15 protein-coding genes and 4 pseudogenes are annotated in these 20,407 nt (G+C 69.0%); 9 read left to right on the forward strand and 10 right to left on the reverse strand.

Annotated features, from left to right (window positions below):
* The first annotated feature begins 9 nt into the window (after positions 1 to 9).
* Together L1066_RS14755 and L1066_RS14760 are read left to right on the forward strand one after the other, a co-directional pair.
* Positions 10 to 1,140 carry a gluzincin family metallopeptidase gene (locus L1066_RS14755; RefSeq protein ID WP_235737040.1) on the forward strand — a complete coding sequence of 377 codons (1,131 nt, stop codon included), beginning with the start codon at positions 10 to 12 and terminating at the stop codon, positions 1,138 to 1,140.
* An 8-nt stretch (positions 1,141 to 1,148) separates the two neighbouring features.
* Complete coding sequence (locus L1066_RS14760; protein ID WP_235737041.1) at positions 1,149 to 1,520, forward strand: hypothetical protein; 372 nt, start codon at positions 1,149 to 1,151, stop codon at positions 1,518 to 1,520.
* Here the strand turns inward: L1066_RS14760 and L1066_RS14765 are convergent.
* Complete coding sequence (locus tag L1066_RS14765) at positions 1,513 to 2,118, reverse strand: TlpA family protein disulfide reductase (protein WP_235737042.1); 606 nt, start codon at positions 2,116 to 2,118, stop codon at positions 1,513 to 1,515. The two genes, L1066_RS14760 and L1066_RS14765, sit on opposite strands and share 8 nt — an antisense overlap.
* Before the next feature lie 55 nt (positions 2,119 to 2,173).
* On the opposite strand from L1066_RS14765, the gene L1066_RS14770 reads away from it, so the two are divergent.
* The 3 genes from L1066_RS14770 to L1066_RS14780 all read left to right on the forward strand — a co-directional run bounded on the left by L1066_RS14770 (position 2,174) and on the right by L1066_RS14780 (position 5,453).
* On the forward strand, positions 2,174 to 3,652 hold the full coding sequence (locus L1066_RS14770; RefSeq protein ID WP_235737043.1) for a carboxyl transferase domain-containing protein: 1,479 nt from the start codon (positions 2,174 to 2,176) through the stop codon (positions 3,650 to 3,652).
* 95 nt (positions 3,653 to 3,747) lie between these two features.
* On the forward strand, positions 3,748 to 4,623 hold the full coding sequence (locus L1066_RS14775) for an SDR family oxidoreductase (protein ID WP_235737044.1): 876 nt from the start codon (positions 3,748 to 3,750) through the stop codon (positions 4,621 to 4,623).
* A 107-nt stretch (positions 4,624 to 4,730) separates the two neighbouring features.
* Positions 4,731 to 5,453: a GTP pyrophosphokinase gene (locus tag L1066_RS14780; protein ID WP_235737045.1), complete on the forward strand. Its 723-nt coding sequence runs from the start codon at positions 4,731 to 4,733 to the stop codon at positions 5,451 to 5,453.
* A 72-nt stretch (positions 5,454 to 5,525) separates the two neighbouring features.
* On the opposite strand, the pseudogene L1066_RS14785 reads toward L1066_RS14780, so the two are convergent.
* The 6 genes and pseudogenes from L1066_RS14785 to L1066_RS14810 all read right to left on the reverse strand — a co-directional run bounded on the left by L1066_RS14785 (position 5,526) and on the right by L1066_RS14810 (position 12,336).
* Positions 5,526 to 7,003, reverse strand: a pseudogene (locus L1066_RS14785) (dihydrolipoamide acetyltransferase family protein).
* A 42-nt stretch (positions 7,004 to 7,045) separates the two neighbouring features.
* Positions 7,046 to 7,971 (reverse strand): annotated as a pseudogene (locus L1066_RS14790) (alpha-ketoacid dehydrogenase subunit beta).
* A 115-nt stretch (positions 7,972 to 8,086) separates the two neighbouring features.
* A pseudogene (pdhA, locus tag L1066_RS14795) lies at positions 8,087 to 9,218 on the reverse strand (pyruvate dehydrogenase (acetyl-transferring) E1 component subunit alpha); the annotation flags it as partial.
* 240 nt (positions 9,219 to 9,458) lie between these two features.
* The gene (locus L1066_RS14800) at positions 9,459 to 10,382 is read right to left on the reverse strand and encodes a cation diffusion facilitator family transporter (RefSeq protein ID WP_235737046.1); all 924 of its coding nucleotides are present in this window, start codon (positions 10,380 to 10,382) and stop codon (positions 9,459 to 9,461) included.
* A 166-nt stretch (positions 10,383 to 10,548) separates the two neighbouring features.
* Positions 10,549 to 10,725, reverse strand: a pseudogene (locus tag L1066_RS27805) (ArsR family transcriptional regulator); the annotation flags it as partial.
* Positions 10,726 to 10,821: 96 nt separating this feature from the next.
* On the reverse strand, positions 10,822 to 12,336 hold the full coding sequence (locus tag L1066_RS14810) for an MFS transporter (protein ID WP_235737047.1): 1,515 nt from the start codon (positions 12,334 to 12,336) through the stop codon (positions 10,822 to 10,824).
* A 115-nt stretch (positions 12,337 to 12,451) separates the two neighbouring features.
* On the opposite strand from L1066_RS14810, the gene L1066_RS14815 reads away from it, so the two are divergent.
* From L1066_RS14815 to L1066_RS14825, 3 genes are read left to right on the forward strand one after another with little or no spacing between them, the layout of a single operon-like run.
* Positions 12,452 to 12,985 carry a maltokinase N-terminal cap-like domain-containing protein gene (locus L1066_RS14815; RefSeq protein WP_235737048.1) on the forward strand — a complete coding sequence of 178 codons (534 nt, stop codon included), beginning with the start codon at positions 12,452 to 12,454 and terminating at the stop codon, positions 12,983 to 12,985.
* Positions 12,982 to 13,545 carry a TetR/AcrR family transcriptional regulator gene (locus L1066_RS14820; protein ID WP_235737049.1) on the forward strand — a complete coding sequence of 188 codons (564 nt, stop codon included), beginning with the start codon at positions 12,982 to 12,984 and terminating at the stop codon, positions 13,543 to 13,545. Before L1066_RS14815 ends, L1066_RS14820 begins: the two co-directional genes overlap by 4 nt.
* Entirely contained in the window at positions 13,545 to 14,144 is a 600-nt protein-coding gene (locus L1066_RS14825) for a hypothetical protein (protein WP_235737050.1), read from the forward strand. Before L1066_RS14820 ends, L1066_RS14825 begins: the two co-directional genes overlap by 1 nt.
* On the opposite strand, the gene L1066_RS14830 is transcribed toward L1066_RS14825, so the two are convergent.
* Entirely contained in the window at positions 14,048 to 15,046 is a 999-nt protein-coding gene (locus L1066_RS14830; RefSeq protein WP_235737051.1) for a glutathione S-transferase family protein, read from the reverse strand. The two genes, L1066_RS14825 and L1066_RS14830, sit on opposite strands and share 97 nt — an antisense overlap.
* 245 nt (positions 15,047 to 15,291) lie before the next feature.
* Here L1066_RS14830 and L1066_RS14835 point away from each other — a divergent pair, with 245 nt between their 5' ends.
* A complete protein-coding gene (locus L1066_RS14835; protein WP_235737052.1) occupies positions 15,292 to 16,758 on the forward strand; it encodes a DHA2 family efflux MFS transporter permease subunit in 1,467 nt (488 codons plus the stop codon).
* 107 nt (positions 16,759 to 16,865) lie between these two features.
* On the opposite strand, the gene L1066_RS14840 is transcribed toward L1066_RS14835, so the two are convergent.
* Both L1066_RS14840 and L1066_RS14845 read right to left on the reverse strand, forming a co-directional pair.
* Positions 16,866 to 18,926: an acyltransferase family protein gene (locus tag L1066_RS14840; protein ID WP_235737053.1), complete on the reverse strand. Its 2,061-nt coding sequence runs from the start codon at positions 18,924 to 18,926 to the stop codon at positions 16,866 to 16,868.
* Positions 18,927 to 19,112: 186 nt separating this feature from the next.
* Positions 19,113 to 20,407 (reverse strand): hypothetical protein (locus L1066_RS14845; RefSeq protein WP_235737054.1); only part of this gene is annotated, 1,295 nt, incomplete at its 5' end.

Here is a 20,407-nt window from a genome sequence, read left to right on the forward strand (position 1 = left end):
GAGCACCGCGTGCGCGGCAAGTTTGTGGCCCTGGTGGCCAGTCTGGTGGCCGTCGCGGTCGCCCTTGTCGCGGTGGTGTGGGTGGTCAACCGTGATGACGCCGATGCCGGTCGGGGCAGCCAGGACCCGCCTCCGAGCACCACGACCGACATCTCGACCGACCCGACGGAGCCTGCGCACGACCCGAGTCTCGACAACCCCGCCTGGGATCCGGCGGTGAGTGAGCCCGTCGAGGACACCTACTACCCCAACATCGGCGACCCGAGTGTCGACGCGCTCCACTATGACCTCGACCTGACGTGGCAGCCGGAGCAGCGTCAGCTCACGGGCATCGCCACCATCTCGCTGCGCGCGACCAGCACCCGTGACGTCTTCCAGCTCGACTTCTCCGACGCGTTGCAGGTGGACGCCGCCACCCTCGACGGCGAGAAGGTCGAGACCAGCCACGTCGGCAAGGACCTCGTCGTGAAGTCCCCCGTCGAGGCCGACAACCGCTACCAGCTGGTGGTCGAGTACTCGGGCGAGCCCACTCCCTACTCCGCGCCGACCACGCGCAGCGACTTCGACGGCGTCGGCTTCACGATCACCGACACTGGCTCGACGTGGACGGTGCAGGAGCCCTACGGCGCCTTCACCTGGTACCCCGTCAACGACCAGCCCTCCGACAAGGCCTTCTACGACTTCACCCTGCGCGTGCCCGAGCCCTTCGTCGGGGTGGCCAACGGCGAGCTCACCTCCCGCACCGTCGAGGACGACCTCACCGTCACCACCTTCCACCTCGCCTCGCCCGCATCGTCCTACCTGACCACCGTCGCCTTCGACGACTTCGTGATGGCTGAGGCCACCAGCAGGAGCGGGGTCCCGCTGACCTGGTGGACACCGCGAGGGGACGCCCGTGCGGAGGCGGCGATGAGCAAGCTGCCTGAAGCGCTGACGTGGGTCGAGAGCAAGCTCGGCGCCTATCCCTTCGACCGGCTGGGCGCGGTCGTCGTGCCGAACCAGACGGCGATGGAGACCCAGACGATGATGACCATCGGCAACACGCCCTATGCGTTGAGCACGGACACGCTCGTGCACGAGATCGTCCACCAGTGGTACGGCAATGTCGTCTCCCCACCGACTGGCGCGACGTGTGGATGAACGAGGGCATGACGACCTATCTCGAGTTCGTCCACCAGGTCGACAACGGCGCCACGATGGAGGATGTCCTCAAGGGCGTGGTCGCCTACGAGCGCAGCCATCGCGTGGACAGTGGTCCTCCCGGCGCCTACGACCCGACCGCCTTCGGCCAGAGCAACATCTACTACGGCCCCGCGCTGATGTGGCACCAGGTGCGCGAGCGCGTCGGGGAGAAGAAGTTCTGGGCGATGGTCAAGAAGTGGCCGACCGTCGAGCCCTTCGGAAACTCCAACCGCGACGACTACCTGGCTTGGGTCGAGAAGGAGACCGGCACCGAGCTCAGCGACCTCTTCGACGCATGGCTGCTGGGCGCGGAGTCTCCGAAGCTCGATCTCAACTGATGGCGGCGAGCCGCGTGCGTACGTCGCGGCGCAACGCGTCGAGATCGTCGAACGGCCCGAGGTGCACCCAGCGGGCCCGGCCGTCGACGATGAGGAACGTGGTCGGCAGCCACCTCACGGGAGTGATCTCGGAGAGCTCCTCCTGGAGGTACGAAGCCGGGTCGAGCACGTTGGCGAAGCTCGCGCCGACCGCCTGCTGGAAGTCGCGCGCCCACGAACGCTCCTTGTCGAAGGAGATGCCGAGCACTGCCACGTCGAGGCCGGCGTCGTCGTCGAGCGCCGAGAGCGCCGGCATCTCCTCGCGACACGGTCCGCAGTAGCTGGCCCACAGGTTGAGGAGTACGACGCGCGGCAGCTCCGCCGGTACGTCGCCGTTGACCACCTCCGCGGAGGCGAGCAGGTCGGGGCGCACCGCACTGTCGACCTCGGTCCAGCCCAGGGTCGGGTCGTCCTGTGCTTCGGCGCCCACTCCTGCCAGCACACCTCCCTCGCGGCCGGCCCACCAGATCACGGCAACGGCCAACACTGCCAAGACCACACCCACCGCGATGTGACCGCGCTGCCGACGACGGTGGGCCGCGAGAGCGTGGTCGGTCATGGGGCCATCCTAGAAGCACCGACCCGGCCGAAAATCTGCTGGCACAATCGCCATTGTGAGCACCCGACGCCTCTCCGCCCATGAGCTGATCGACCTCGTTCTCGACGCGGGGTCCTGGCAATCATGGGACACGCGCCCCGACCGCACCGGCATCTCCGACGACTACGCCGCCGAACTGACGGCAGCGGAGGAGAAGTCGGGCGTCGACGAGTCCGTGATCTCTGGCGAGGGTCTGATGCACGGGCGCCGGGTCGCGGTCGTGGCCAGTGAGTTCCGCTTCCTTGCCGGCTCCATCGGCCGGGCGGCAGCCGATCGGCTCGTCACCTCGATCGAACGGGCGACCCGCGAGCGGCTGCCGTTGCTGGCTGCCGCCGCGAGCGGCGGCACCCGGATGCAGGAGGGCACCCCCGCCTTCGTGCAGATGGTGCGGATCAGCGCGGCGGTCGCCGAGCACAAGGCTGCCGGCCTGCCCTACCTCGTCTACCTGCGTCACCCCACGACCGGTGGCGTGATGGCGTCGTGGGGATCGCTCGGCCACGTGACGGTTGCCGAACCGGGCGCGCTGACCGGCTTCCTCGGGCCGCGGGTCTACGAGGCGTTGTACGACCGGCAGTTCCCGGAGGGCGTCCAGGTCTCCGAGAACCTCTACAAGCACGGCATCATCGACGCCGTCGTCCCTCCCGAGGAGATCTCCGGGATCCTCGACCGGGCCCTCACCATCTTGGAGGCGCCCCGGTTGGGGATCCGCGCCGTACCCGAGCCCAGCGATGTCGCGATCCCCGATGTGGAGACGTGGGAGGCCGTCACCCGGTCACGCAACCCGGAACGCCCCGGCGTACGCCGTCTCCTGCGTTTCGCCGCCACCGACGTGGTCCCCCTCAACGGCACCGGTCAGGGCGAGGCCGATCCCGGTTTGCTGATCGCGCTGGCACGCTTCGGTGAGGCACCGTGCGTGTTCCTCGGCCAGGACCGACGGGGCCAGACCGTGGCGAACCCGATGGGGCCCGGCGCACTGCGCGAGGCCCGCCGCGGCATGCACCTGGCGGCCGAGCTGGGGCTGCCGCTCGTGACCGTGATCGACACCCAGGGCGCCGCCCTGTCCGTGGAGGCCGAGGAGGGTGGGCTGGCAGGTGAGATCGCCCGGTGCCTGGCCGAGCTGGTGACGCTGCGGGCTCCGACGCTGTGCCTGATGCTCGGCGAGGGCAACGGGGGCGGCGCGTTGGCGTTCCTGCCGGCCGACCGGGTCGTGGCGGCCCAGCACGCTTGGCTCTCACCGTTGCCGCCGGAGGGTGCCAGCGCGATCGTGCACCGCGACCTCGACCATGCTCCCGAGATGGCGCGCGCCCAGCAGGTGCGCGCCATCGATCTCCACCGACGCGGGGTCGTGGACCGCATCGTCTCCGAACGCCCTGACGCCGCCGACGAACCCGAGGACTTCTGTCGCCGGGTGGGTGCGGTGCTCGAGCACGAACTGAGCTCGCTGCTCGAGCGCGGACCAGGGAGCGTGGCCGAGCGGAGCGCGCGCTACGTGTGAGTGGCGGGCGCTCGACGAGGAGTCCCGTCGGCACGCGGTGGCGCGGCGCATGGACACTTCTGGGACACCTGCCCCGGAACGACTAGTCTCCCGCCATGGCCGCCTCCGCTGAGTCCCGCACGTACGTCGTCACCGGCGCTGCCTCCGGCATCGGTGCCGCCACCGTCCGCCTGTTGACCGAGCGCGGCCACCAAGTGGTCGGCGTCGACCGGCACGACTCTGACGTGGTGGCCGACCTCTCCACCCCAGTCGGTCGCCAGCAGGCCGTCGCCGCGGTCCGCGACCTGACCGACGTCGTGCACGGCGTGGTGCCATGTGCGGGCCTGGCCGGCATCACCGGTGTCGACCCGGAGCTGCTGGTCTCGGTGAACTACTTCGGCGCGGTCGAGCTCGTCGAGGGGTTGCACGACCGGCTCGCCAGCTCCGGCAATGCCGCCGTCGTGCTGCTCTCCTCCAACTCCGTGACCTGCCAGCCGGCGTGGTCGGCACCGGTCGCGAAGGCCTGCCTCAACGGTGACGAAGACAGGGCGCGGGCCGCAGCCGCGAAGGTGCCGGCCGTGATCGCCTACCCCTCGAGCAAGGCCGCACTGGCCTGGTGGGCCCGCCGTGAGGGCGTGAAGAAGAAGTGGGCGGGCGCAGGGATCCGGATCAACGCCATCGCCCCCGGATTGATCGCGACGCCGATGACCGTCGAGGTGAAGGCAGACCCGGTCTTCGGCCGATTCGCCGACAGCTACCCCACCGCGCTCAAGCGCCCGGGCCGACCCGACGAAGTCGCGGAGCTGATCGGGTTCCTGCTGTCCGATGCCGCGAGCCTGATGGTCGGCTCGGTGGTGACGGTCGACGGTGGCACCGACGCCATCAAGAACCCCCGTCGCCCCAAGGGCGTCGCCACCAACCGGGTCGCGTCAACCGGACTGGCGAAGGGGATGTCGCTCTTCTCCACGATCAGCCAGCGCCGCCGGCGCTGACCACGAGGTCGCGCTCGTTGCGTCACGAGGTCGCACTCGTTGCGTCACGAGGTCGCACTTGTTGCGTAGGGACCCGCGCTGCACGAGCACCACGCATACTGGAAGGCATGAACGAGGCTGCTCCCCAGACCGATGTCGAGTTCCTGCGTCATCTGGTCAACGGCACCGGCGACCCCCAACGAACCGAGGCAGCGCTGCGCGCCCTGCAGGCCGACCTGACCACCTTCCGCCTCGAGTACGCCTGCGGCATGGAGGAGGTGGAGACCAAGATCAACATCCTCCGCCGCGAATTCGAGCAGACCCACGAATACAGTCCGGTCGAGCACGTGAAGACACGGCTGAAGTCGCTCGACAGCCTGGTCGACAAGATGCGACGGCTGAACCTGCCGCTCGACCTCGGTCAGGTCCGGGAGCAGATCCGCGACATCGCCGGCATCCGGGTGACGTGCGCCTTCGTCGAGGACACCTACCGCTTCGCCCAGATGCTCACCCGCCAGCCCGACGTGACCGTGCTCGCGGTCAAGGACTACATCGCCCACCCGAAACCCAACGGCTACCAGAGCCTGCACCTCATCGTCCAGGTTCCGGTCTTCCTCTCCGACCGCTCGGTCAACGTGCCGGTAGAACTCCAGATCCGCACCATCGCCATGGACTTCTGGGCCAGCGTCGAGCACCGGATCTACTACAAGTACGACGGCGCCGTACCGGACCACCTGCGCGAGAAGCTCCGCGAGGTCGCCGTCACGGCCTCCTCCCTCGACGCCGAGATGGGCGGTCTCCGCGACGAGATCAAGTCGCTCAACCTTCCCCCGGTCACCCGCGAGGTGTGACCACCCCTGAACGGTTCGACCACCCGGTTCAGCGAGCAGGAACTGCACGCCGTGACCTCCCACTTCGGCGGTTCAGAGGAGCAGGGCGTTGGCCGGGTCCTCCATGACGGCGGCGACGTCTGCAAGGAAACGAGAGCCGGACTCGCCGTCGATGTGGCGGTGGTCGAAACTCAGCGCCAGTGTGGTCACTTGGCGAATCGCCAGCTCGTCGTTGCCATCGGCGTCGGTGCACACCCAGGGCTGCTTCTTCACGGCGCCGAAGCAGAGGATCGCGGACTCTCCCGAGTTGATGATCGGGGTGCCAGCATCGATGCCGAAGACACCGACGTTGGTGATCGTGAAGGTGCCACCGGCCATCTCGGCAGGCTGGGTGCGGCCCTCACGCGCGACAGCGGTGAGGTCGTCGAGCGCCTCTGCCAGCTCCCGCATCGACATCGCGTCGGCATCCTTGACGTTGGGCACGACCAACCCGCGCGGGGTCGCTGCGGCGATGCCGAGGTTCACGTAGTGCTTGAGCACCAGCTCGTTGGCGTCCCCGTCCCACTGGGAGTTGATGACCGGGGTACGCCGCATCGCCAGCAGGCAGGCGCGCGCCAGCAGCAGCAGCGGACCGACCTTCACGTCACGGAAGTCTCGGTGGCTGCGCAGTCTCTCGACGAACTCCATCGCGCGGGTGACGTCGACGCTGACCCACTCGGTGACATGGGGCGCGGTGAAGGCCGAGTCGACCATCGCCTGCGCCATCATCTTGCGCACACCCTTGATCGGCTCGCGGGTCTCGCGCTCACCAGCACCCTGCCTCGCCACCGGCTGGGCCGATGCCCCTTCGGCGGCGGCGTGTACGTCGTCCCTCGTCACCACGCCACCGGCTCCGGTGGGCGTGACCGCGGCCAGGTCGACCCCGAGATCCTTGGCGAGCTTGCGGACCGGGGGCTTGGCGAGTGCGCGCACAGCGCCACCGGCCACTGCTCCCGCGGCGCCGCTGTCGGAATCGGCAGGAACGGCGGGAACTGCCGGCTCGTCGGCCTCGATCACTGCCTGCGACTGCGCACCACCCGGGGCGAAGGCGCCCTGTACCTGCATCTGGGTGGCGGCCGCCGACTCGGTGGCGGGCGACGCAGAACCCTTGCGCGGCCGGCGCATCGGACCACGGTCGGCCTTCATCCGGCCGACGAGGCTCTCGCCCTCACCACCACCGCTGGCGGCCGGGTTGGAGAGGTCGATCTCGCCGATCCCGGCCCGGTCCGCGGCGGGCTCGGCGGCTCCCGGCGCTGCCGCGGCAGTCACGGGGGCAGCGCCGGTCGACGTACTCGCGGAGGCATCGCCGATGGAGATGATCGGGGTGCCGACCGGCACCTCCTCCCCTCCTCGACGAGGATCGCAAGCACCGTGCCGGCAAACGGCGACGGCAGCTCGACCAGCGACTTGGCGGTCTCGATCTCGACGATCACGTCGTTGATCGCAACGACGTCACCGACCTCGACCTTCCAGGAGACGATCTCGGCCTCGGTGAGGCCTTCACCGACATCGGGCAGTTTGAACTCGGGCATTGCTTCTCTCTTCCTGGTCTCGACGGGCTCGACCGACGGCGTTCAGAACGCGAGCGAACGGTCGACGGCGTCGAGCAGACGGTCGAGGTCGGGGAGGAACTCCTCCTCGATCCGCGAGGCCGGATAGGGCGTGTCGAAACCTCCGACCCGCAGCACCGGTGCCTCGAGGGAGTGGAAGCACTCCTCGGTGATGCGTGCGGAGAGCTCTGCCCCCAGGCCGAGGTTGACGTGGGCCTCGTGCACGACGATCGCGCGGCCGGTACGGCGCACCGAGTCGAGAACCGGGCCCATGTCGAGCGGGAGAGCGTGCGCAGGTCGATCACCTCGAGTGAGCGGCCTTCGCCTGCCGCTGCCTCGGCGGCCCGCAGCGCCGTCTTCACGGTCGGCCCATAGGCCAGCAGGGTGCCGTCGCTGCCGCGGCGTACGACGCGCGAGGTGTGGAGCGGCTGCGGAGCCACGTCGAGATCGAGCTCGGCCTTGTCGGCGTGGTACTGCCGTTTGGGCTCGAGGAAGATCACCGGGTCGTCGGAGGCGATCGCCTGCTGGATCATCCAGTAGCCGTCGACCGGGTTGGAGCAGGCCACCACCTTGAGTCCGGGCGTGTGGGCGAACTGCGCCTCGGGTGACTCCGAGTGGTGCTCGACGGCGCCGATGCCGCCACCGAAGGGGATCCGGATGACCATCGGCATCGGATAGCGGCCCTTGGAGCGGTAGTGCATCTTCGCGACCTGACAGACGATCTGGTCGTAGGCCGGGTAGACGAAGCCGTCGAACTGGATCTCCACGACGGGGCGGTAACCACGCAACGCCATGCCGATCGCGGTGCCGACGATGCCCGACTCCGCGAGTGGGGAGTCGATGACCCGGTCCTCGCCGAAGTCCTTCTGCAAACCGTCGGTGATGCGGAAGACACCACCGAGCTTGCCGACGTCCTCGCCCATGATGAGGACCTTGTCGTCGGTCTCCATCGCCTTGCGCAGGCCGGCATTGAGGCCCTTCGCAAGCGTGATGCGTTGTGCTGAGCCTGTCGAAGTGCGCTGTGCTGAGCCTGTCGAAGTGCGTTGTGTCTGAGTCATCGTGCTCACCCTCGAAACTCTTGAGGTAGTCGGCGAAGCCTTCCCGCTGGGCGGCCAGCTCCGGCGTCTCCTCGGCATAGACGTGGTCGAACATCGCCATCGGTGACGGGTCGGGCATCGCCTTGCAACCTTCGCGCAGCCGGTGACCGAGCTCGTCGGCCTCACCCTGCACCTTGGCGAAGAAGCTCTCCGACGCCGCGCCGTTGCGACTCAGGTAGGCCTTCACCCGGGCGATCGGGTCACGCAGCTTCCACCGCTCCACGTCGTGGTCGAGTCGGTAGCGCGTCGGGTCGTCCGTGGTGGTGTGGGCGCCCATCCGGTAGGTGTAGGCCTCCACCAGGGTCGGGCCCTGTCCCTCCCGGGCCCGTTGCAGCGCAGCCTGCGTGACGGCGTACGTCGCCAACACGTCGTTGCCGTCGACACGGATGCCGGGGAACCCGAAACCGAGTGCGCGTTGATAGAGCGGGATCCGCGTCTGGCGCTCGATCGGCTCCGAGATCGCCCACTGGTTGTTCTGACAGAAGAAGACGACCGGGGCGTTGTAGGAGGCCGCGAAGATGAAGGCCTCGTTGACATCGCCCTGCGACGACGCACCGTCGCCGAAGTGGGCGACGACCGCGGCGTCGCGGGACGGGTCGCCGGTGCCGACGACCCCGTCGCGCTGCATACCCATCGCATAGCCGGTGGCGTGGAGGGCCTGGGCTCCGATCACGATCGTGTAGAGCCCGAAGTTGTGGTCGGCAGGGTCCCAACCACCGTGATCCACCCCGCGGAAGAGGCTCAGTAGGTGGAGCGGGTCGACGCCGCGGCACCACGCGACACCGTGCTCGCGATAGGTGGGGAAGACGAAGTCCTGCGGGAGCAACGACCTGCCGCATCCGATCTGCGCCGCCTCCTGGCCGAGCAGCTGCGCCCAGATGCCGAGTTCGCCGTGGCGCTGCAGCGCGGTGGACTCGGTGTCGAGTCGCCGGGTCAGCACCATGTCGCGATAGAGACCGCGGATGGCCTCATCCTCGGGAATCCGGTTGCCCTCGGCATCGGTGGGCTCGAAACGGAAGTCGGAGCGCTCGAGCCGCTCCCTCCGGAGTGAGCAACTGGACGAGTTCCGGGCCGCCGTCTGCCTGGGAGGGACCGAACACCTCAACCAGGTCGGGACCGAAATCAGTGGACTGGGACACCACTCCTCCTTCACCACCGGGGTTGCCGGTGTCGATCTTCCGCCATCAGCGCCGCATGGGTGGTGGGTCCTGATGGTCGGTGCCAGAGCCCCGCTGTGACGGGGACCACATGTCATGACCACCGTACCGGGGCGGCGCGCATGGCACCAATCCACCACGACCAACACACACGCGCGGCCCTCCAACGAGCCGGACGGAGAATCAGCAGCCCGCTTCGCCGAGGTCCTCGTGCTTGCGGTGGCCGGCCGGTTCGACCTGGAAGGTGGCGTGGCGGATGCCGAAGTGGTCAGCAACACAGGCAGCCAGCTCGTCGAGATAGGCGCCGACCCCGCGTTCGGCGAGCGCCGCATCGGTCACCGCGACGTGGGCCGAGAGGCTCGGCATCCCCGAGGTGATCGTCCACGCATGCAGGTCGTGGACCTCGACCACGCCGGGCACCTCTGCCAGATGACGCTCGACGTCGAGGAGATCGAGATCGCGGGGCGCGGTCTCGAGCAGCACCGCACCGGCGTCGCGGATGAGGGAGAGTGATCGCGGCAGGATCAGCAGCGCGATGAGCAGCGTGGCGATCGCATCGGCCCGCGTCCAGTCGGTCAGCCAGATCACCGCGCCGGCCACGATCGCGAGCACCGAGCCGAGAGCATCGGTGAGCACTTCGAGGAACGCGCCGCGGATGTTGAGCGAGGTGCGGTCGGCGTTCGCCAGGATCGCCAGCGAGACGAGGTTGGCGAGCAGGCCAGCAAGCGCGAAGAGCAGCATGCCGCCGCCCTCCACCTCGGTCGGGTGCGCGAGCCGCCGGACGGCCGACCACCCGAGGAACCCGCAGACACCGAGCAGCACGACGGCGTTGACCAGGGCCGCCAGCACCTCGAACCGGTGCCACCCGAAGGTGGCCCGCGGGCCTGCGGGCCGAGTGGCGACGTACGAGGCGGAGAGGGCAATGAGCACAGCCGACGCGTCGGTGGCCATGTGGCCGGCGTCGGCCAGGAGCGCGAGGGAGCCCGTCAGCCACGCGCCGATCACCTCGATCACGAGCACGGTGCCGGTGACCGCAAGCACCTGCACCAGCCGGCGCCGGTCGGCAGCGCGGCTCGCCGCGTGCCCATGCCCGTGTCCGTGTCCCATCACGCGTCCCGGTGCCGGAGGTCAGCCCCGATCGCGTGCTCCGCCTGGTGCACCGCCACCCGGACCAGCTCGATGGCGTGGTCGTTGGCGAGTCGGTAGTAGACCCGCGCCCCTCCTGCCGCGTCGTCACCACCCGGCTGAGCCGAAGCTTCGCCAGGTGCTGCGACACCGCCGCCTGCGACTTCCCCACGAGCTCGGCGATCTCCCCCACCGACCGCTCCCCCGTGCGCAGGCTCAGCAGGATCCGCATCCGCGTCGCGTCCGCGAGGAGCGAGAAGATCTCCACGCACACCGCCACCTCGGCCGCGTCCGGCTCAATCCAATCATCTGCATTCATGCGCATATGATTACACACCGACGAAGTTTCCGGGGTCGTCCCCAACAGATTCGTAGATCCCCGCCGGGAAACTACAAATCTGTTAGGGACGATCCACCTTGGTCAGTCAGCAGCGCGGAGGGCCCGGCGGGCGACGAGGACGGCCGCGAGGCTGAGAAGGCAGCCGATGGCGGCGGTCCAGGTGACACCGGCGTCGAAGCTGGCTACGGCGGAGTCGATGAGCGCCTGGGCAGGCACGGGGGCGAGATCCTCAGCGACCTCGAAGGCGCCACCAAGGGTGGACTGTGCCTGCACACTCGCCTCCTCACTCAGGCCGGCCGGGAGCTGCAGCCCGTTGCGATAGGCGAGATTGAGCAGGCTGCCCAGCACGGCCGTGCCGAGCACGGCACCCACCTCGTACGCCGTCTCGGACGCCGCTGCGGCAGCGCCGGCCTTGTGCTCGGGAACCGCACTGAGGGCGAGGTCGTTCGAGATCGTCTCGCTCAGCCCCACACCGATCGAGATCGCACCGAAGGCCAGCAACACCACGGCCAGCGAACCGGTGTGACCGAAGAGCGCCATCACCGCATAGCCCAAGGCGTTGAAGGACAGTCCGATGATGATCACCTGGCGCGAGCCGAGCCAGCGCGCCGCCCTGACGGCCCCGAGACCGGCGGAGACGGTGAGCACGAGCCCGGGCACCAGCAGCCAGGCAGCGTTCAACGGCGACAGGCCCGCCACCAGCTGGAGGTGCTGAGTGGCGAAGTAGATGAAGCCGACAATGGCGACCACGCTGGCCAGGTTGACCAGCAGGGCGCCCGAGAAGACCGGGTTGCGGAAGAGGCGTACGTCGAGCATCGGGTGACTCGTGCGCAGCATGCGACGGACGAAGCCCACCAATGCCGCGACACCGACCGCTGCCGCCACGAGCGCAAGCGAGCCGTGCTCGGAAGCCGCCTTGACGGCGTACACGAGGAAGCCGAGCGCAGCGGTGGCGAGCAGGATCCCGCGCGGGTCGATCGGACCCGGATCGGGGTCGCGTGACTCCGGGAGCAGGATCGGGCCGAGCACCAGCAACGGCACCAGGACCGGGACTGCGATGAGGAAGACAGAGCCCCACCAGAAGTGCTCGAGCAGCCAGCCGCCGACGAGGGGGCCGAGCGCGGCGCCGCCGGAGAATCCGGCGGCCCAGACGGCGATCGCCATCCGGCGCTCGGTGCTGTCGGTGAAGATGTTGCGGATCAGACTCAACGTGGCCGGCATCAGCATCGCGCCGAAGAACCCGAGCAGCGCCCGCGCTCCGATCAGCGCGCCAGCGGTCGGCGCGAACGCCGCGAGCGCCGAGACCACGGCGAACCCGGTGCCGCCGATCAGCAGGATCCGGCGACGCCCGATGCGGTCACCCAGCGCCCCCATCGTGACCAGGAGCGCGGCCAGCACGAGCGGGTAGATGTCGATGATCCACAGGAGCTGGTTGCCCGTCGGAGCGAGGTCGCGCGACAAGGAGGGGATCGCGAACGAGAGCGCGGTGTTGTCGACCGAGACCAGGAGCACGGGCACCATCAACACCGCGAGCGCAGCCCAGCGGCGGCGTGCCGAGAGTTGCGTCGTGACCGTGGAGTTGAGGAGCGTGACCATGGGAGTAACTGTACCGTCTGGACGGTACAGTTATGCAAGTCATTTTCCTGTGCTCTCGGCCACCATGGCCGCGCCCTCCCGGGCCCTGCGACCGGCTCGGCCATAGGGTCGGGGCATGGCAGTCATCCATCAGGCCACCATCGCCCCCACCAAGCTCGAACTCGTCACCTCGTGGCTCGACGACGCCGGTCTCGGCGAGGGACCGGTCGAGCTGGTCGGTGGCTACCGCTTCGACGACCCAGAGGGCGAGGTCGGTGTCGAGGCCCTCATTGCGCGCCGTGGCAACGACACCTTCCACCTGCCACTGAGCTACCGCGGCGCGCCCCTCGCCGACGCCGAGGACGGGTTGGTCTGCACGATGGAGCACTCGGCCCTGGGCCGCCGTTGGATCCACCACGCCCGGATCGACCCCGTCGCCGTCGCCTGCTTCCGCCGCGCCCTCGGCGGTGAGCAGGAACAGGCATCCCTGGAGTACCACCACGAGGACGGCACGGTCGAAGCACGCGAGCCGGCCGTGCGGGTACGTCGCGTGGGCACCGGCACCGGCGACCTCGTCTTCACGACCGACACCTCCGATCCGGTCACCGGATCCGCCACCCTGCTCGCCTCCTGGGACGGCGGAGAGGCCGTGGTCGCCGCGCTGCGGTGACCACGCTGAGGAGGAGACATGTCCCGACCCCCAAGGCACGCGAGAAGGCCCTCTCCGCCTACGCCGAGATCCTGCGCGAGGAGGGCGAACGGGCGGCCACGATCGATGCGGTCGCCGCGCGCGCCGGCGTCTCCAAGGGCGGGGTGCTCTACCACTTCGCCACCAAGGAGGCTCTCGGCGAAGCACTGCTGGAGTGGTTCGATGACGTCGCCACCAAGGGCCTCGAGGAGATGGCGGCGGATCCTGAAGGGCCGGCGCGCCACTACGTCCGCACCTCATGGATCACCAGCGAGCAGGATGACGACCCGGTCTACCGCGCCGTACTCCGCCTCGCCCAGGCCTCCTGGCAGCCGGCGATCGACGCCATCGAGGGGATTCACCAGGCTTGGGGCACGCTGGTCCGCGAGGAGGTCGGAGACGACTCGGTCGCCGACGCGATCCTGCTGATCGGCGAGGGCCTCTACTACCACTCCGCCATGCCGAGCACGTGGAGCGGTGGCTCCTTCGACCACTCGGTCGAGGACCTCCTGGCCGTGGTGGACCGACTGAAGGAGTTGTGATGATCAACGCGACCGACTGGACCACCGCCGCGATCACGGTGGCGTGGGAGCTGGCCCCCGACGTGGCAACCGATCCGCGACGGCGCCGCATGACGCGCGCCGGCATCGCCGTGGCGGGCGCGGCGACCCTCGCCTGGGTGGGCCGCGGCGACCTCGCCGAGGCGCGCCAGGAGCTGCGTCAGGCGCAGGAACGCCACCACCGTCTCGAGCATGCCCGGTCGGAGGCGGAGGTCGACGCGGTGCTTTGGCGGAGATGGCGGCCGACGAGACGACGCGGCCGGACCGCAGACCGCGACTGCCGCAGCCGCCGTGGCCGTGGCCGTCCTGGCCGCAGAGATCGGACTGCGCCGCTGGACCCCGCCGCCGGGTGGCCGCGGGCGCCCGGATGCCACGGCTTCCCGGGTGCGCTGGCGCGGGGAGCGCTCGCCCTGGCCGCCGGCGCAGTCGCCCACGCGCGGTCGAGGAGCGGGAGGCCGCCGCAACCCGGGGTCAGTGACCATCGTCACATGGCTCCTCGCCCGTGCCTGCTGTGCCAGCTCTCGAGTTCGGGACCCTTCGGCACGATCTGCGTCGGGTTCACGTCGGTGTGCACCACGTAGTAGTGCTTCTTGATCTGGTCGAAGTCGATCGTCTCACCGAAGCCCGGCGTCTGGAACAGGTCGCGGGCATAGCCCCACAGTGCCGGCATCTCGGTGAGCTTGTTGCGGTTGCACTTGAAGTGGCCGTGATAGACCGCGTCGAAACGGGCGAGCGTCGTGAAGAGCCTGACATCGGCCTCCGTGATTGCGTCACCCATCAGGTAGCGCCGATCGGTGAGCCGCTCCTCGAGCCAGTCCAACGCACCCCACAAGCGGTCGTAGGCAGCGTCGTACGACTCCTGTGAGCCGGCGAATCCGCACCGGTAGACGCCGTTGTTGACCTCGGTGAAGATCCGCCTCATCACGTCCTCCATCTCCCCGCGTTGCTGATCCGGCCACAGGTCAGGGGCATCGGGACGGTGGTGGTCGCGCCACTCGAAGAAGAGATCGTGCGTGATCTGCGGGAAGTCGTTGGTGACGACCCCCTTGGTCGGTACGTCGACGATCGCCGGCACCGTGATGCCCCGGGGGTAGTCGGGGTAGCGGGCGAAGTAGGCCTCCTGCAGGCGCTCGTGGCCGAGCACCGGGTCGCGCCCGCCCTCGTCGAGGTCGAAGGTCCAACTCCGTTCGTCGTGCGTGGGACCGGGAGTACCGAGCGAGAGGACCTCCTCGAGGCCGAGCAGCTTGCGGACGATGATCGTGCGATTCGCCCACGGGCACGCCTGCGCGGCGATCAGCCGGTAGCGGCCCGGCTCGACCGGCCAGACCTGTACGTCGCGTGGGCTGTCCTTGCTGCCGCTGGGGAACCGGTCATCGAGCGGATCCGCAGAACGCTCCCCTGCGAGAATCCGGTCGGGGATGTAGTTCATGTCCCGGCTGAACTCCTTGCCGGCGTCCACATAGCTGGCCTTCTTGTCGCTCATGCCTCCATCGTGCCAGTCCACCACGAGTGACCAGCACCCTCACGGCGCCGAAAAACAGATGGCGGGAACAAACCCGCTTGGGGCAGGGTTGTCACCCGGCGTACCTGACTGGGCCGCTGACGTCTCGGATCGATCGATGATTCTCGCGGCCTGCCCCGGTCTCCATGCCAGCCACACCAGCTCGACCATGCGGTCGACCGCTGGCCAGCGCCGAACCCGCTTCCGGCCCACCGAGAGGACCCCTCATGCCTGCGCCCACCGACACCGGCAACCAAGCCGTGTTCGAGGAAGAGCTCACGCCCCGGGTCGTCCGCACTCCGCTGGTCGTCAAGCTGCTCGTCGCCGCCACCTTCGTGGTGATCCTCAACGAGACGATCATGGTCAACGCGGTCCCGCGGTTGATGGACGACTTCTCCGTCACCGAGCGCAGCGCACAGTGGCTCTCCACGATCTTCATGCTCACCATGGCCGCCGTGATCCCGGTGACCGGCTGGTTGCTGCAGCGCATCACCACCCGGGCCGCCTATGCCGCAGCCATGACGACATTCAGCATCGGTACGCTGCTGGCTGCCCTGGCGCCGACCTTCGAGATCCTCCTGGCCGCCCGCGTGGTGCAGGCCGGCGGCACCGCAGTGATGATGCCCCTGCTCATGACCACGCTCATGACGGTCGTGGCAGCCGAGGATCGCGGCCGCGTCATGGGTCAGGTCACGCTCGCCATGTCGTGCGCCCCGGCGATGGGGCCGGCAGTCTCGGGTGTGCTGCTGCACTTCGGTTCCTGGCGGCTCATCTTCGTAGCGGTGCTGCCCATCGCCGTGGTGGTGTCGGTGCTCGGCATGCGCCAGCTCGAGAACGTCGGCGAGCCGAAGGTCAGCCCGATCAGTTGGCTCAGCGTCGTACTCGCTGCCGGTGGTTTCGGCAGCTTCGTCTTCGGTCTGAGCAAGGTCGGCGCCACCGGATGGCAGCAGCCGACGTTCATCATCGGCCTCGGCGTGCTGCTCATCGCCGCCTTCGTCCTCCAGCAGATCCGCCTGCAGCGTGGCGACGGGCCGCTCCTCGACCTGCGCACCCTGCGGCACCGCAACTTCACGATGTCCCTGGTGCTGATGGCTGCCGGGTTCATGGCGTTCCTGGGCAGCATGCTGCTGCTCCCGCTCTACCTGCAGAACCTGCGTGGGCTCACGGAGCTGCAGACGGGTCTGCTCGTGATGCCCGGAGGCCTGGCGATGGGCCTGCTGGGCCCGCAGGTCGGCAAGGTCTACGACCGCATCGGCGCCCGCCCCTTGGTGGTGCCCGGGTCCATCGGCATGGTGGCGCTGCTCTTCGCCATGAGCCGGATCGACGTGGACACCCACTACGCCCTCATCCTCGGCATGCACGTGGCCCTGATGGTGACGCTCGCGATGGTCTTCACCCCGGTCTTCACGATCGGGTTGGCCGATCTGCCGCCGGCGCTCTACTCCCACGGGAGCTCGCTGCTCGGCACGGTGCAGCAGGTGTCGGGGGCCGTGGGTACGGCGCTGCTCATCGTCGTCATGGACACCCGTTCCCAGCACCTCGCCGACGTGGGGAGCTCGGCCGCGGACGCGTTCGTCGGCGGCCTGCAGTGGGCCTTCGCTGCAGGCGCGGTCATCGGCATCGTCGTGGTGGCGATGGGTCTGCTCCTGCCGTCGCGGGTCGATGCGCCTGAAGGTGCGCCGGCCGGGCACTGACGCCGCTGAGGTCGCGCAGGCGCATTTGCGCGACCTCAGCGCCGCACGTGCGCGACTTCGCGCACCATGCGAGCACCCTGGGCTGCAATTTGTGCGACTTCGCGTGGTCAGAGGTCGAGGAGCTCGCCCAGCCGGCGGGTCACGAGCCTCGTCCAGGAGAGGGTCAGGTGGGCCTTGTCGCGATAGGTGACCTGGTTGCCGACCACGAGCGGACAGCGGCCTGACTGACAGATCAGCGAGGTGGTGTCGACGTAGTCGCCGCCGGCGACGTCCGTCGCCTCCTCGGTGATCGGGTTGGAGCGGATCTCGGCCCCCTCCTCGTTGGCCACGCAGTCGGCGAGCTTCGCATCAGCAGTGCTCAGGCAGTCGCGGGGGTCCTCGGGCGCAGTGGGGATGTCGCCGAGCACCTTCACCCGTGGGGTGACCTCCAGCAACTCGGCCACGGTCTTCTCGACCCCACCGCGCCAAGCCTCCTCCTTCTCCTCGTCCGTCTCCCCCTCCACCGACAGCAGGCCCCGGTGGGCGAGAACGATGACCTCGGGCTGCAGGTCGCGGATCTGCTCCTCGGCCCACTCCCGGAACTCCGGGCAGGAGGGGTACTCGGTCCCCTTGTTGCGCTGCGTGACGTCGTACGGCGCGCAACCCACCTTGATCAGCGGCACCACGCGGTAGCCCGCACGCTGGCCGAGCTTCGCGACCGCTGGCGCCCACATGCCGGCGTGGGAGTCGCCGTAGACCACCACGGTGCGCTCGGCACCGTCGTCGCCGGCGGGGCAGACCTCGTGGTCGGAGTCAGGGAAGGAGGCGTAGCAGTCCTTGAAGGGGCGCTGCCAGATGTCACGTCCGAGACGGTCGAGGTTGTCGAGATCCGGTGGCACGGGCGCGCCGGAGTCGGCCAGCTCGAGAGCGTCGAGCAGCGACTGCTCGACGTTGCTCGCCTTGGCGCGGCCCAGGGCGTCGGGATGCTCGTCGTAGTAGGCGGCGGCCGCTTGGCGACTCCGCTCGAGCTCAGCCTCTCCGTAGCTCGTGGCCAGCTGCGCACCCACGAGCACGAGTGCCAGGGACACTGGCCAGAGCGCCAGGAACCGCATGCCCCGGAGCTTTGGGACCCGGCCGGTCTGGAAGGGCTGCTCCACGAAGTGGTAGCTCAGCGACGACAGTCCGAGCGTCAGGGCCAGCAGGCCGATGGTGCCCCACCAGCCGTCCACGTGGGGGCCACCCAGGATGAGCACCGGCCAGTGCCACAGATAGATCGAGAAGGAGAGGTCGCCGAGGTAGCGCAGCGGCTGACGCCCCAACAGCTGCGACCACCTGGCCTCGCGCCCGCAGCCCGCGGCGACCAGGGCCGCAGTACCGAGCACCGGCAGCAGCGCGTTCCACGACGGGAAGGCCGTGGTCGCGTCGAAGGTCACGGTGGCCACCGCCACCATCGCCAGGCCGATCACGACGAGCGCATTGCGGGCCCGGTCGGCGAGGACGGCGAGAGCGGGTGCTGCCATGGCGAGGAGGGCACCCACACCCAGTTCATGGGCTCGGGCGAAGGACGAGAAGTAGGCCTCGATCGGCGAGTGCGTGGTCTGCCACACCGACCAGGCCAACGACGCGAGGGTGAGGGCCAGCAGGATCACGAAGAGCACCCGGCGCCGGGCTCGGAGCACCAGCAGAGCCAGCACCAGGAGCGGCCAGACGACGTAGAACTGCTCCTCGACCGCCAACGACCAGTAGTGCTGCAACGGGGACTCCTCGCCGGTGGCGAAGTAGTCGGTCCCGATGCTGGCGAAGTGGACGTTGGAGAGGAAGACCGACGACCACAGCGCATCGGAGCGGATCGACTCGAGCCGGGTCACCGACTCCTGCCACGCCGCCCACGCGAGCACGGCCAACAGCACCACCGTCGCTGCCGGCAGGATCCGCCGTGCTCGGCGGGCATAGAACCCGGCGATGCTGACGCGCCCGGTCCGCTCGCCCTCCTTGAGCAGCAGTCCGGTGATGAGGAACCCGGAGAGCACGAAGAAGACGTCGACGCCGACGAAGCCGCCGTCCACGCCCGGCACGCCCGCATGGGCCACCACGACCAGACCGACCGCCAGTGCGCGCAGTCCCTGGATGTCACCTCGCCTCACCGGCTTCTTCCCGGTCGGCTCGGCGGCAGGTCGCTGGTCGGTCACGGCGGGCAGTTTTCCACATGACACCCCGCCCCGCCGCCACGGCCGCTGAAAACACGGAGACCCGGGATAGTCCCGGACGTTCTTGTAGCCGGCTGTCCGATTTGTCTACAAGTTCGTCAGGGACTATCCCGGTTTTCTGCTGTGCCCCGGTTCGCCGTCAGCGGAGAGCTGGGCGCCAGGGGCACCTCACAACTCGTCGAGGATCGCCCCGAGGTCGTCGCTGTCGACGTTGGCGACCAGGGCGTCGCCCCAGCCGATGATCGTTGCCAGCGGATCGAGCTGCCAGCCGCCGGCTGTCTTGCGGACCATCACGAACACACTGTCCGACCCTGCCGCTGACATGAGGTCTTCTGGCAGGCACCCGTCCATGCGTTGGCCGCGGTTGGACTGCACCCAGCCGCATCGGCCCTCGAGGCCGTACTCTCCGCCGTCGCTGGGGTCACCACCGTCGGTCATCAGGAGGCGCACTCGGTTGAGGTCGATCCGGACGAGTCCGTCCGCCTCGTCGCCGACGCCCAGGTCGTCACCCTCGACCGACATCTGGATGTCAGGCAGACCCTGGTTGAGGATCTGCTCCTCGATGAGGTGGGCGTAGGGCCGCAGCAGGTTGCCCTGCCCCGGCGGAAGCGCGTCGAGGAAGCCGTTGAGGTCGTCGAGGCGGAACGCGTCGGCCAGTACGGCGAGGGCGTCCTCGGGCTGGTCAGCGGTCACGGGGTCGCGGTCGAGGCCGGCCTCGTAGGCCGACCAGTCACCACCCTCGCCGCTGGTGCCCAACGCGATGTATTCGGCGATGGTTGCGGTCGGCGAGACATACCAACGACCGTCGTCCTCGATCGCGATCATGAAGAAGTCGTCGGGCAGGTCCATCTGCTCCTGCGCGTCGGCGAAGTCGAGCTCCTCGGTGTAGGTCGATCCGTACTGGCGCTTCCCCTGCTCCGCCGCATCGGCGAACTGCTCGGGCAACTGGTCGAAGTTGACGGTGAGGACGATCTTGCCGCCGGTGACGGTCACCTTCGAGGCGTGGTCACTCAGCTCCTCGACATCGACCTCGAGATCCTGCACCGTGAAGTTGGTGCCGGTGACCTCGCCGTCGTCGACGATCTCGGCGTCCTCCATGCGCTCACGGAGTGCGTCATAGACCTCGTCGGCCCCGCGCACCTCGCCGGGGTTGAGCATCTTGAGCGCGGCGATGGCGTCCTGGTCGGCGCCCGCCTCGAGCAACTCGGTGACCGCTTCCTCCGGACTGTCGGCACCACCGTCGCTGGAGAAGAAGACCTTCCACACGGCGAAGCCGCCGATGCCGAAGGCCGCCACGACCAGCAGCACCAGCGCGATGATCGGCCCCGGGACCGGCCGCGAGGTAGGCGCCGCCACGGGCGCCCACTGCTGCTGGTCCTGCAGCGAAGGTGCAGCCCAGGGCTGGGGGCGGCCCTGACGGCTGCCACCCACAAAAAAACGACGTAACGTTTGTTCCTGAAGTC

Origin of the sequence: Nocardioides alcanivorans (assembly GCF_021555175.1) — a bacterium.
In the GTDB taxonomy this organism is placed as follows: domain Bacteria; phylum Actinomycetota; class Actinomycetes; order Propionibacteriales; family Nocardioidaceae; genus Nocardioides; species Nocardioides alcanivorans.